Genomic DNA, 12,710 nt, shown 5'->3' on the forward strand with positions numbered 1-12,710 from the left:
TCAGACCGCCTCGCGCGCGGCCCGGTAGAAGCCCGTCCAGCCGTCCCGCTCGCGGACCACGGTCTCCAGGTACTCCCGCCAGACCACCGCGTCCGACACCGGATCCTTGATCACCGCGCCGACGATCCCGGCTGCGACGTCGCCGGGGCGCAGCGTGCCGTCGCCGAAGTGCCCGGCCAGCGCCATCCCGTTGGTGATCACCGAGATCGCCTCCGCGGTGGAGAGCGTGCCGGTCGGCGACTTGAGCTTGGTGCGCCCGTCCTCGGTCAGCCCGCCGCGCAGCTCACGGAAGACCGTCACCACCCGGCGGATCTCCTCGATCGCGGCCGGCACCTCGGGCAGCTCCAGCGCGCGGCCGAGCTGCGCGACCCGCCGCGCGACGATGTCGACCTCCTCCTCGGCCGTGGCCGGGACCGGCAGCACGACCGTGTTGAAGCGGCGGCGCAGCGCGCTGGACAGCTCGTTCACGCCGCGATCCCGGTCGTTCGCGGTCGCGATGATGTTGAAGCCGCGCTGTGCCTGCACCTCGGTGCTCAGCTCCGGCACCGGCAGCGTCTTCTCGGACAGGATCGTGATCAGCGTGTCCTGCACGTCGGACGGCACCCGGGTCAGCTCCTCGAACCGGGCGATCGTGCCGGTCCGCATCGCGCGCATGACCGGGCTCGGCACCAGCGCGTCCGTGGACGGGCCCTCGGCGAGCAGGCGCGCGTAGTTCCAGCCGTACCGGATCGACTCCTCGGCCGTGCCGGCGGTGCCCTGGACCAGCAGCGTGGAGTCGCCGGAGATCGCGGCGGCCAGGTGCTCGGACACCCAGGTCTTGGCGGTGCCGGGCACGCCGAGCAGCAGCAGGGCCCGGTCGGTGGCGAGCGTGGCGACCGCGACCTCCATCAGCCGGCGCGGCCCGACGTACTTCGGCGTGATCGTGTCCCCGTCGCCGAGCACGTAGGTCACGACCGCCTGCGGGGAGAGCCGCCAGCCGGGCGGGCGCGACCGGTCGTCGGCGGCCGCGAGCCGGTCCAGTTCGTCGGCGAACAGCTGCTCGGCGTGCGGGCGCAGGGCCGTCATCGAAGCTCCTCGGTCATCTCGTGTCGGTAGGTGAGCGCGGCGGACAGCGCCGCGACGGTGTCGGCGGGCCGGATCGCGGCCGGGTCGCCGGAGAGCCGGATGCGCTCGGCGAGCGCGGCGACCCGCGGCGCGTACGCCACCGGCATGGCCGCGGACGCGAGCCGGCACAGGTCACCGATGTTCCACGCGTACCGCCCGGAGGTGGCGAGGCTCGCGATCGCCTCCAGCGCGGCGTCGGCCAGATCGTCCGGCCAGGGCCCGGGGTGCAGCTCGGCCAGCCGGTGCGCACGCGCCGGGTCGGCCCGCAGCACACGCGCGGCGTAGCGGCCCAGCTCCGCCGCGGGGAGCGCCTCGTAGAGCGCCATCGTGAGCAGTTCGTCGGCGACGTCCATGTCCCGGTTGACCGGCTGGGACATCAGGTCGGCCAGCGGCACCACCCAGTCCGGGTCCCGCGCGAGCACCGCGGCCCGGGACAGTCCTTTGCGGAGGGTCAGCGCCCAGTCGCCCGAGCCCGTGTGCGCGGTGGCCGCGTCCGCGGGACTCGCGGCGAGGACGGCCACGACCGGCAGCGCCGTGAACGCGGCCGGGTCCAGCCCGGTCGTCTCGGTCCAGGCGGTCAGCGGCGTGCGGGCGACGACCTCCTCCAGCAGCCAGGCGCGCTCGCCGACGCCGCGCGGCGGTTTCGGCGCGATGCCGTCCCGCCGCATGGCCGCGTCGCACTCCGTGGGCGGGGTGACGATCAGCCGGCGGCCGTCGAAGCGAACCGCGGACCGCGCACGCCCGGTCATCCGGCGGCGCAGCGCGGACCCGGGCAGCACGGTCAGCTGCTCGGCCGCGGCCTGCCGGACCTCGCGGCGGCGGTCGTCCAGCGCCCGCTCCAGCAGCGGCTCGTCCGCGGCGGAGAGCCCGGTGGCGAGCGCGGCGAGGAAGCGGGCGCGCTGCTCCGGCTCCTCCGCGTCGAACCCGGCCGCCAGCAGTTCGCGGCCCGCGTCCGGGTCACGCTCGCGCAGCGCGGTCAGGAAGGCCAGGCGCTCGCCGGGCGTGCCGGTCGCCCAGTCCGCGTCGTCGCCCGGCTCCGCGGCCTCGGCCAGCAGGTATCGCCAGTCGGCACGGCGCTCGGCCAGCCAGCCGCCGCGGCGCCCGGCGACCAGCGCCAGCGCGGGCCGCAGCGCCGTGCTGCGGCGGCCCGCCTCCAGCAGCGCGGGCAGCGTGAACGCGGGGGCGCGCAGCCCTTGCTCGGCCGCGATCCGCAGCCACTCCGCCAGCAGCCGCTGCGCCACGTCACCACCGCCGGGCACGCCCGCACCGGTCAGCAGCTGCACCAGTCGTTGCCCGGCCCGCGCGGAGACCACCGGCCGGGTCTCGGCACCGGCCGGCTCGTCCGCCGCGACGCCGCCGATCGCCGCCGGCCCGGACCGCCGATAGGCGACCGCGACCGCCACCGCGTCCAGCAGTGCCCCGGCCGGCCCGCCGCGACCGTCCGCCGGTGTGCCGTGGACGCGCAGCTCACGACCGTCGACGAGGACCGAGTCGCCGCGCCACGGGCGGCGGTCCACGCCGACCAGGGCCGCCGACACCAGTTCCTCCGGCAGCCGCGTGACGTGGCGGTCGGCGGTGGCCGGGCCGTGCGGGGCGGCCGTGAAGCCGCCGTCCGCGGACCACACCGCGAGCGGCCGTACGCCGCCGGCAGCGGTCAGCTCGCCCGCGACCGTCACCGGGTGGCCACCGGACGCGGCCAGCAGCCACCACGGCACGTCGCCGACCAGCTGCACCGCGTCGCCGGCCGGGTCGGTCAGCCGGTCCACGCCGGCCGGGCACACGTCGGCGAGCAGCACCGGCGCCTCGTCCAGCCACGGGTCCGCCGCGCGCAGCCGGCCGGCCGCGGTCAGCGCGTCCCGCACCGGGACCGCGCCGGACACCGAGGACAGCGCGGACGTCCGGTACGACTCCGCGATCAACGCCCGCAGCGGCGCCGCGCCGGGGTAGAAGGCCAGCTCGGCGTCGAGCACCGTGCCCGGCACCGCGTCACCCGGCAGCGACTGGCCCGGTGCCGCGTAGGCCAGCAGCAGCGCGAACCGCCCGGTGCCGAGCCCGCGCAGCCACGTGCGGCGGCCGGTCAGCCGCTCCTCCACGGTGTCGGCCTGGCCGAGCACCTGCCACGAGTCGCGCACCCGGGCACCGGCCCGCACGTCGTCGGCCGAGGTCGCGAAGCCGACCCGGGTCCGTACCGTCGCGGCCAGCTCTTCCGGCAGCGCGTCGAGGCGCGCGTAGCCGCCGGTCAGCAGCCGCAGCAGCGCGAGCTCGCCGAGCAGCCGGTCGGCCCAGCCGGCACCGACACCGGCTGTCGCGCCGAGCCGCCGGACCGCGCCCGCGGCCGTGCCGGCCTGCGCGTCGACCAACCGGGCCGCCATCGTCTCGAACGGCGCGTAGCCCGCGCGCTGCACGCCGGCCAACCCGGACGTCACCTGGTCGAGCAGCCACCGGTCCAGCTCGGCGAGCCCGCCCGCGACCCGGTCCGCCCGCTGCCCGGCGCGCTTGCGGGCGGCGGCCTCGTCGACCACGCCCGGTTCGGTGCGCCGGGTCTCGGCCCGGGCCGCCCGGGCCGCGCGCCCGGCCTGCCACTCCGCCACCCACTCCGGCAGGTCGCCGCCCGGATCGACGCCGCCACCGGACCAGAGCAACAGCAGACCCAGCGCGTGCTTGCACGGAAATTTCCGGCTCGGGCAGGAGCATTTGTAGGCGGGTCCGGAGAGATCCACACAGGCTTGGTACGGCTTCTTACCGCTGCCTTTGCAGAGTCCCCACAACACGTCATCGCTGAGGCCGGCGGCCTCCCATTTGGCCGCGCCGCTGACGCTCTGTGCACCCTTTGCCGAGGAGGCGTCGGGAGCGAGCGCGAGCACGTGCGCGGCCGTCCACGGTTCGACGGGCACCCACCAACCCTATGGAGGGGGTACGACAATTCAGAGTGAACGCAGCCCGTCCGCCACCCGATTCATGATCTCCACGCTCGGCCCTTCCGGCTGCGTCGTCTCGTGCACGACCAGGTGCCCGGCCGCGGCCAGGTCGCCGACCAGCACCATGGTCACGCCGACGTGCAGCCCGATCCGTGCGCTGATCTCGACCACGGACAGCGACTCCACGCAGAGCCGCACGATCTCCCGCTGCTCCGGCGAGAGCGCGTCGGTGGACTCGCCCCAGCGCGCCACCACGTGCGTGTCCAGCCCGATGTCCGGGGTGTCGCCGCCGTCCGCGTGCACCCGCCCCGCGGTCAGCACGAACGGCCGGAACCCGGTGGAGGTGTTCCAGGAGGGCTCGTCCGCGGGCTCCGACGCCAGGTACGGGCGCACCCGCGAGAAGTGGTCGTCGCTCACGTCCGGACGTGGCTCTTCAGCTCGTCGATCAGCTTCGGGGTGAGCGCGTCGCCCGCCTTGTTGACGAAGAGCGTCATCTCGTAGGCGAGCGTGCCCAGGTTCGCCGAGCGCTCGGCGATGACGCCGAGCACCGAACCCGCGCTGATCGACGTGACCAGCAGATATCCCTCGTCCATGTCCAGCACCACCCGGTTCAGCCCGCCGAGCGGATAGCAGCTGGCCGCGCCCACGGCCAGGCTGGTCAGCCCGGACACGACGGCCGCGAGCCGCTCCGAGTTGGCCCGTTCCTGGGCGGTGGTCATCGCCATCAGCAGGCCGTCGGACGACACGGCGATCGCCTGGACGACCCCGGCCGTGCCGGACGCGAACGTATCCAGCAGCCAGTTGAACGTCTTGGCCTCGGTGCTCAGGGTGCTCATCGAGTGGTTCCCTCGTCGGTGTGCTGGTCGGATCGGGTGGCACGCAGACCTCGGGCGACACCCGACTCGAACTGCCGCATCAGCTCGCGTACCTTCTCCGGGTCCTGGCGGACCGGTGCGGTTCCCGGACGGACGATCCTGGGTGGGACGAGCGGAACGTCCTGCCTGCCGAGCGTGGCGCCCGGCACCCGCTTCAGCAGACCGTTACCCGTCTCGGCGGCGCCGGGAACCCTGGGTTCGGCCGCCGGGTCGACGACCGTGATCTCGGTGGTCGGCGACGTGTCCTGGTCGGCCTGCCGGACGTGCGGCGCGGGATCGACGACCAGTTCGCCCCGTGACGCGACCTCCGGCACGATCAGCGGCTGCGGCACGATCAGCGGTTGCGGCACCTCGGTGGCCTCCGCCGTGCGCCCGCTCGCGTCCGCGACGATCAACGGACCACCGGCCGTCACACCACCGGCCGTCACACCACCGATCGACGCGCCGCCGGCCGACGCGCCGGTGACCAGGGGACCGGTGACCAGCGGGCCGGTGACCAACGGGCCGGGGGCCGGCGGACCGGTGGGGACGCGCGGCGCGGGAAGCGCCAGCGGTGCCGCGCGGTACTCGACGACGGGCCGCACCCGCAGCGGCCGCGCGGGCGGCTCCTCCTCGGCGGCCGGCAGCTCCGCCGCCGTGGCCGAGATCGCGAACGCGTTCCACGACGGCCCGGCCTCCAGGCTCCGGCTCGCCCGATCCAGCAGCGCCACCTCGACGGCCGGCTCGCTCTCGGCCGGCGTCACCGGTTCCGGCAGGATCAGCTGGCGGCGCCCGAGCAGGACCGTGGCCGTGACCCCGCCGCCGGGCGTCTCGGCGAGCGTGACCGGCATGCCCTGCCGGCGGGACAGCCGCCCCACCACGACCAGGCCGAGCACCTCGGTCGGTGCCAGGTCGAGTCGTTCCCGGCGGGCCAGCCGGGCGTTCTCCCGGGCCAGGCGTTCCGGCGACAGGCCGAGTCCGCGGTCGATGATGATCAGGCGAACGCCGTTGTCGGCCGGTGCGGCCGTGACCGTGACCCGCGTGTCCGGCGGCGAGAACGTGCAGGCGTTCTCCATCAGCTCCGCGACGACCAGCGTGAGGTCCGCGATGGCCGGCGGCAGTACGTCGATGGTGTCCGGCACGTCCACGTCGACGCGCGGGTAGCCCTCGATCTCGCCGAGCGCGAGCCGGACCACGTGCAGCAGCGGCAGCGGTTCGCGGTGCTGGCCGGCGTCGGTGCCGCCGCCGGAGAGCGCGACCAGGCTGCTGGCGTTGCGGCGCAGCCGGCTGGCCATGTGGTCGAGCCGGTAGAGGCTCTCCAGCCGCGCCGGGTCGGTCTCGTCGCGCTCCAGCGCGTCGATGATCGAGAGCTGGCGGTCGATCAGGTTCTCCGCGCGGCGCCCGATGTGGCCGAACATCTGCGCCACGTTCCGGCGGCCGGCGACCTGCCGTTCGACCAGCCGGACCGCGGTGTTCTGCACCCGGTTGATCGCGTGCCCGAGGTCGCTGACCTCGTCGTCGCCGCGCACCCGCAGCGGATCGAGCCGGATCGGCGTGCTGGACTCGGCCTCGTCGTCCGCGACCCGGGTCAGCTCCTCCTCGGTGAGCCGGGCGACCCGGTCCGCGGACTCGGTCAGTCGCAGCAACGGCCGGGTGACGCGGCGCGCGGTGACCAGCGCACCGGCCATCACGACCGCGGTGAGCAGCACGGTCAGCGCCAGCACCAGGTACGCCGTGGTGTTCGCGGCCCGCCGGTCGGCGACCACCAGGTCGGCGACGTCGCGGGCGATCTGGTCCTCGATGAACCGGCCGTTGACCAGGATCGACTCGATGAACGGCAGCATCCGCGCGGCGTTCAGCCCGTTCGCGGTGCCGACCGGGTCGGCGGCGAACCGGGTGAAGAAGTTGTCCCCGGCCGCCAGCCGCATCTGGGCCAGCACCGATTCGTACGCCGCGGCCTGCCCCTGATCGGCGTAACCGCGGAACCGCGCGGTCTGCCGGTCCAGCGCCGTGAACTGCCCGGCCGCCCGGGCCACCGAGGCGAGGTCCTTGCTGACCGCGAGGTCGAGCAGCACGTACGCCCCGGCGCTGGCCTCCTCGTCGACGCGCAGCGCGGCGTCCAGCGCGAGCACGCGCCGCCCGGTGGCCGTGCCGCCGTCCGCCACCTCGGTCAGCCGCAGCCCATCGATGAACCGCACGATGACCTGCCCGAACCCGGCGCCGATCAGATCCGTCCCGGCGGTCCGGTCGAGCACCTCCTTACGGGTCTCGGCGAGCGTGCCCACCGAGTCCGCGGCCGCGGCCAGCTCGGGCGTGAGCACCTGCTCGCGACGCAGGTCCGCGACCCAGTCGGTGACGCGCGCGGTCTGCAGTTCGAGCCGGGACCGGTCGGTGAGGCCGCGGACGTACGCGACGGAGAGCAGCCGTTCCTGTTGCAGCGCCTGCACCACCGCACCGACCCGGCCGGCCCGCACCACCCGGTCCGCGGTGTCGGAGGCACGCCCGGCGTCCTGCATGCGGTCGACCACCACCGGTACGGCCAGCGTGATCAGTCCGAGCAGCGGCACCACCATGACCAGCGCCAGCTTGCCCTGGACGCGGAGCGCGGGAATCTCAACGCGTCGCACCGGCCCGCCTCCGTCTCGGCGACCAGACGTCCTCCCCGGCCGGTGTCTCCTCCGCGTGCCGGGGCATCGGCTCCAGCCGGGCCGGTTCCGGCGTGCGGCGCCGGAGCAACGCGATCAGGGCGAACGGCGCGGCCGCGATCAGCACGGCCATGATCAGCATGAGCACCGCGATGATCCGCCGTGCGCCCAGCTCGCCGCCGCGGTCGCGCAGCAGCGTGTCCAGCTCGGTGAGCACGGTCGACATCAGGTCCGCCTGGGCCCGTTGCGCCTCGGTGCGCACGGGCGAGATCTGGGCGGCCACGGCGGACTCCGTCGCGGACAGGTCCACCACCGCGTACAGCTTGTCGACGCCCTGCCGGAACCGGTTGAGGCCGATCAGCAGCTTGGTGCTGAGCGTGTCGCTCTCCGTCTCGTCCAGCGACGCCTGCAGGTTGTCGGTGAGGCCGGCGACGTCGTCGTCGACCAGCGTGCGGGTGGCCAGCACCCGGCCGAGCAGCGCGGTCCGGTCCGCGGCGGAGGCGCCGACGGCCATGCCGGCCAGGTCGGCGAGGCGCCCGGTGCCGACGATCAGCGCGGGCAGTTCGGCCGCGCCGGCCTCCTGCAGGTGGAACGTGTCGCCGGCCGGGTCGCGGCTGAGGCGGGCGTTGTCGCGGACCTCCGCGTGCAGCGCGAGCAACAGGTCGGTGACCGCGGCGTACGCGTCGTAGACCTCGGACATGGTGCCGGAGACGCCGCCCAGCGCCTGGATCTTCACGCGCGCGTCGGTCCACCGGGCGGTGGTGCCGAGGTCCGCGCCGAGGCGGGCGTCGACGCCGTCCACGGCCGCGACCGCGCCGTCGACCGGGTCCAGCGACGGCGTCCGGTGCAGCGCCGCGGACTGTGCCTCGGCCATGACGCGGGTGAGTTCGCCGAGCGCGATCGCGTATTCGACGCCCTTTCGCTCGCGATCGACGGTGTCCATTCGTTCGGCGGTACCGTTCCAGCTCTGTCCGAAGAGGATCGCGACCGGCACGAGGATCAGCACGACCGCGATGAGACCCGGCACGGACCGCGACCGTAGCCGCGTACGCCGCACTGGCATGATCACAATGCACCCCTAGCCCACTGCCGCCCGTCGTGCCGCCCCACGGCATGGCCGCGGTCATCGCCCCGTGCGAAACGGACGTCGCCAACGGGTAGGAAAGTAGCGGAAAGTCGGCGCCTAATGGGATTTTCGATTAGAGAGAAATTCTCCGGATTCTCTGCTGACACATAGCTGATCACCGAACGCCTACCGTTCGACCACGCACCGCGATCACGGCGGTTCCCGTACCGATCGGCATGGATTTGGGCATTCAGGTCAAACCCCCTGGGGCAAAACAGAATAATGAGGGTGATTCAGCCCGTTGGAGGCTCGATGTCCTCGACCAAAGCCCGGTTCCGGCTTCACCTCTTCCTCCGCGCCTCCGGCGTCGATCCCGGCGAGGCGATCTTCTGGGGTGAGGCCGGCCGCTACCGCGTCTTCGGTGCGCTGGTGCTGTTCACCACGCTGATGGCGACCGCCACGATGTTCTGGGCGGTCACCATCGCCACCGAGGCCCCGCCGCAGGTCGCCGTCGCGGTCTCGCTGATCTGGGGCTTCGGCATCTTCCAGATCGACCGCTGGCTGGTCTCCGCGCACGTCGAGCGGGACGGCGTGCTGCACCGGCTCTGGCTGCTGGTGCCGCGGCTCGCGATCGCGGTGCCGATGGGCCTGCTGATCGCCTGGTTCGCGATGCTCGGCGTCGGCGCCAAGGAGATCCAGCAGCAGCTGGATGTGGACCGGCTGCGCGACGCGTCCGCCATTTCGGCGCAGGTCCGCGACTCCTCCGAGCTGGCCAACCAGCGCACCACGCTGCTCGCCGAGAAGACCGGGCTGCAGGCCGAGTACGACCGGGCCGCCGCCGCGATCCCCGCACTGCAGCGCGCGTTCGACGAGGAGTGCAACGGCACCGGCGGCACGCGGACGCCCGGCTGCGGCCCGATCGCACAGGTCAAGCTCGGCGACCTGAACGCGGGCAAGGCGGCCCGGGACACCGCGCTGCGCCGCCTCACCACGCGCGGCGCGGAGATCGACGCGGCCGTGCAACAGCTCGACCGGCGCATCGCGGCCAGCGCGGACGCCGCCAGCGTCTCCACCGCGCACAACGACGGCATCTTCGCCCGGCGCGCCGCGCTGGCCCGGGTGCTGGACAACGATCCCGAGGCGCGCCAGCTCTACCACCTGCTGGAGATCGTCTTCGTGGTGGTCGACCTGGTCCCGGCCGTGGCGAAGGTCTTCTCGCCGGTCAGCCTGGTGGACATCGCGAAGCGGCACCGACGCGGGCGGGCGCAGGAGGAGCTGGCGGCGGCGACCACGGCCGAGCGGGACTCGCCGGACGTGCATGCGGCACTGATCTACGCGGCGTCGCAGCGCGCGGAGAGCCTGCGGGCACAGGCGGACGCGCGCCGGGCGCTGGACGACGCATACCTGACGCACCGGGAGTTCGTGCGCCGCGAGGCCGAGCACCGCGCCGCCGAACACGCGGCGATGTTGCAGGCCGAGCGCGGTCTGCACCGGAGTCTGCCGCACGGGCGCCCGGTCGGTCGCGCGCTCGCCGGCCGCGTCCGCCGGCGGCGCCGTGCCGCCCGCACGCCATAGCCCTTACCGCATTCACCCGTTAGATCGAGTAAAGAGCACGACTGGATTCCGACCGAAGTGGGACGGTTGACCCCACGGTGCCGCAAACTTGGCCCAGTTGTGACCCCGATGCGGCGAACCTGCGCACGTCAGCGCGCCGAAAATCCGGAAAACTAACGATCGGTACTCCCGACAGTCACGCGTGAACCACGGGGAACGCCCGATGTGTCCGTTTGTGCGGTAAATGACTCACTGCTTAGAGTCTGCATATGCACGTGCATTTGCACTTGCTATTGCCTCGTGCAAGCGCGCATCATAGCCGGAGCGCCTCGCGCCACCCCCCGCACCGCACCCCCGAGCGAGTCGAGCGAGGACCCCCGCCATGCCCGAACCGCCCCCGCTGCCGCCCAATCGTCGCTGGATCGTCGACCGTCTGCTGCCCCGGTTCCTCGAACCGGAGTTCACCGACGACGGCGACCTGGCCCCGGCCGAGCAGCCGATCATGCTGTTCTGGACGGCCCGCGGCGACCGCGGCAGCGACCTGCTCTCCCACGTCTGGACGGAGGAGCGAGGCATCCGGCCGTGCGTGCGGATCGACCTCGGAGCCTGCGGCTGGCTGGAACCGCACGAGTTGCTCGGGCGGATGATGTTCGGCCTCGCCACCCAGGTCAAGGGCTACGGCCGGCTCACGCTTCCCCGATTCGCGCTCGGCCTGGTCGCGTTGCGCGTCTCCTTCGAGGACGACAACAGCCGGCACGTCACCGAGCAGGTGCTCCGTGACCTGCTGGCCAACCGGCACCGCCTCAAGACCACCACCCGCGAGGTGATGCTGAAACTCGGCCGGGACCTCGCCGCCGCCGGTCTCAAGCCCGGGCCGGCCGAGGTCAGCTACCTCGCCGCGATCGACGCCACCGCCGCCGCGCTCGGCCGCCGCGCCCACGAGAGCCTGTTGTGGTATCGGCAGCGGCACAGCTCCTCCGGCGACCCGGTCGACGCGCTGATCGACCTGCGGCACACCATGGAGGTCGACCACGAGGCCGTGGAGGCGATGCTCTGCGAGGCGTTCCTGACCGACCTCGCCGCGGCGTACGACGGCGGGCGCTTCGCCGGCCCACGCACCGACCATCCCGTGGTGCTGCTCGACCACGCGGACAGCGGCTCGGGCCTGAGCCTGCTCTCCACCCTCACGTCCGTCCGGCACAAGCGCCTGGTCGAGCGCGGTGGCACCGGTCGCTCCGACCCGATGCTGCTGCTCGCGTCCGGCCATACCCGGTTCCCGGCCGGCGCCACCGCGTCACCGCCGTCGGCCGCGCCGGACGGCGGCGCCGGTGCCTGGCGCGAGCGGCTCGCCGCCGCGTGGGCCGACCCGGCCCACCTGATGTTCGTGACCCAGCTGCCCGATCTCGACGACGAGTCCGCCGAGGCGATGTGCCGTCATCTGGAATCCGCCGTCACCTCCGACGACGTGACCGTGGCGGAGCGTCTCACCGGCGGCCATCCCTGGGGGTTCGCCCATGTGCTACGGACGCTGGCGACGGCTCGACAGGCGGACTCCGCCTCCGGCCCGCCCCTCGATCCCCGGACAGTGCTGCGTCTGGCCGACGCCGTTGACCCGGGTGCGACGCTCGCGACGGTGAGCGCCGGCCGGCTGCTCGGCCGCGTCGGCGGCGAGCTGCACGAGGAGCTGGTCACCTGCAGCGCGGTGCCGGCGCTCGACCCGGTCTCCACCGCGGTCGCACTCGCCGCACCACCGCCGCCCGCCCTGGCCGAGTTCGTCCGCACCGATCTGCTGGTCACGCCGAGGACCCGGGTCCTGCACCCGTTCCTGCGCCGCGTCCTGCTCGACCAGCTCGCCGAGCGGCCGATCAACCACCCCGACTCGTGGCGCGCCGTCCACGAGCGGCTCCGCGAGCACCACGAGCAGCTCGGCGACCGGGTCGGCGCGCTGCGCCACGGCCTCGCGCTCGGCGAGATCGAACCGGTCGTCAACCACCTCGACCTGCGCCTGGCCGCGCTTCCCGCGGACGAGTGGCTGGCCGAGCTGCGCGCGATCACCGCCGCCCCGCGCATGACCGGCCTGCATCCCGGCCCCCGCGGCGAGCTGCGCGAACTGGCCGAACCGATCAACGGCGACCCGCACCTGGTCCGCCTCGTCATCGCGCACTGGATCCGCACCGATCCGCTCGGCGACCCCACCGGCGCGCTCGACGTCCAGATCGCCGCCGCGCTCGACCACCTCGCCGACCGCGCGATCTTCCAGATCGACCGCTTCTACGACGAGGCCCAGGCCTTCCGCACCCGCCAGGACGCGCGCGGCGCCGGTTTCTGGATGGTCGACCTCAGCAACTGACGATCAAAGGCCAGGACCGGGCGGTCCCGGTCACGCCGTGGTCGCGTTCCGCCGCTCCCGCCGGAGACCGGTCGGCCGTGGCCGGCCTCCCTGCCAGTCCCGCGGCGCACAAACCCCCGGGCACCGGGCACGCCACCGGCCCACCGCGGCGCGGGCCTGAGCGCTGACCGGCGCGGGCCTGAGCGCTGACCGGCGCGGGCCTGAGCGCGGGGGCCGGGG

General features: G+C 74.0%; 8 protein-coding genes. 2 read left to right on the forward strand and 6 right to left on the reverse strand.

Annotated features, from left to right (window positions below; all coding sequences use genetic code 11):
* Genes J2S44_RS17785 through J2S44_RS17810 form a run of 6 tightly spaced genes read right to left on the reverse strand, consistent with a single transcriptional unit; the run spans position 1 to position 8,548 of the window.
* On the reverse strand, positions 1 to 1,065 hold the full coding sequence (locus tag J2S44_RS17785; RefSeq protein ID WP_310415005.1) for an ATP-binding protein: 1,065 nt from the start codon (positions 1,063 to 1,065) through the stop codon (positions 1 to 3).
* Positions 1,062 to 3,998 carry a DUF5691 domain-containing protein gene (locus tag J2S44_RS17790; RefSeq protein WP_310415007.1) on the reverse strand — a complete coding sequence of 979 codons (2,937 nt, stop codon included), beginning with the start codon at positions 3,996 to 3,998 and terminating at the stop codon, positions 1,062 to 1,064. Before J2S44_RS17790 ends, J2S44_RS17785 begins: the two co-directional genes overlap by 4 nt.
* 30 nt (positions 3,999 to 4,028) lie before the next feature.
* The gene (locus J2S44_RS17795) at positions 4,029 to 4,439 is read right to left on the reverse strand and encodes a DUF742 domain-containing protein (protein WP_310415009.1); all 411 of its coding nucleotides are present in this window, start codon (positions 4,437 to 4,439) and stop codon (positions 4,029 to 4,031) included.
* Positions 4,436 to 4,858 (reverse strand): roadblock/LC7 domain-containing protein, encoded by a 423-nt coding sequence (locus J2S44_RS17800; protein WP_310415012.1) that lies wholly within the window; start codon positions 4,856 to 4,858, stop codon positions 4,436 to 4,438. The genes J2S44_RS17795 and J2S44_RS17800 overlap by 4 nt, the downstream gene beginning before the upstream one ends.
* On the reverse strand, positions 4,855 to 7,503 hold the full coding sequence (locus tag J2S44_RS17805; protein ID WP_310415015.1) for a sensor histidine kinase: 2,649 nt from the start codon (positions 7,501 to 7,503) through the stop codon (positions 4,855 to 4,857). The genes J2S44_RS17800 and J2S44_RS17805 overlap by 4 nt, the downstream gene beginning before the upstream one ends.
* On the reverse strand, positions 7,490 to 8,548 hold the full coding sequence (locus tag J2S44_RS17810) for a hypothetical protein (RefSeq protein WP_310415018.1): 1,059 nt from the start codon (positions 8,546 to 8,548) through the stop codon (positions 7,490 to 7,492). The genes J2S44_RS17805 and J2S44_RS17810 overlap by 14 nt, the downstream gene beginning before the upstream one ends.
* Positions 8,549 to 8,899: 351 nt before the next feature.
* Between J2S44_RS17810 and J2S44_RS17815 the strand changes: the two genes are divergently transcribed.
* Both J2S44_RS17815 and J2S44_RS17820 read left to right on the forward strand, forming a co-directional pair.
* Positions 8,900 to 10,162, forward strand: coding sequence for a DUF4407 domain-containing protein (locus tag J2S44_RS17815; protein ID WP_310415021.1), 1,263 nt, complete (start codon positions 8,900 to 8,902; stop codon positions 10,160 to 10,162).
* 361 nt (positions 10,163 to 10,523) lie between these two features.
* Positions 10,524 to 12,491 (forward strand): hypothetical protein, encoded by a 1,968-nt coding sequence (locus J2S44_RS17820; RefSeq protein ID WP_310415025.1) that lies wholly within the window; start codon positions 10,524 to 10,526, stop codon positions 12,489 to 12,491.
* Positions 12,492 to 12,710: the final 219 nt, after the last annotated feature.

Origin of the sequence: Catenuloplanes niger (assembly GCF_031458255.1) — a bacterium.
GTDB lineage: Bacteria > Actinomycetota > Actinomycetes > Mycobacteriales > Micromonosporaceae > Catenuloplanes > Catenuloplanes niger.

What these genes read in the sequence shown, in the direction of transcription:
- J2S44_RS17785 (WP_310415005.1), bottom strand. Translation starts at nt 1,065, where the DNA reads ATGACGGCCCTGCGCCCGCACGCCGAGCAGCTGTTCGCCGACGAACTG.
- J2S44_RS17800 (WP_310415012.1), bottom strand. Translation starts at nt 4,858, where the DNA reads ATGAGCACCCTGAGCACCGAGGCCAAGACGTTCAACTGGCTGCTGGAT.
- J2S44_RS17815 (WP_310415021.1), top strand. Translation starts at nt 8,900, where the DNA reads ATGTCCTCGACCAAAGCCCGGTTCCGGCTTCACCTCTTCCTCCGCGCC.
- J2S44_RS17820 (WP_310415025.1), top strand. Translation starts at nt 10,524, where the DNA reads ATGCCCGAACCGCCCCCGCTGCCGCCCAATCGTCGCTGGATCGTCGAC.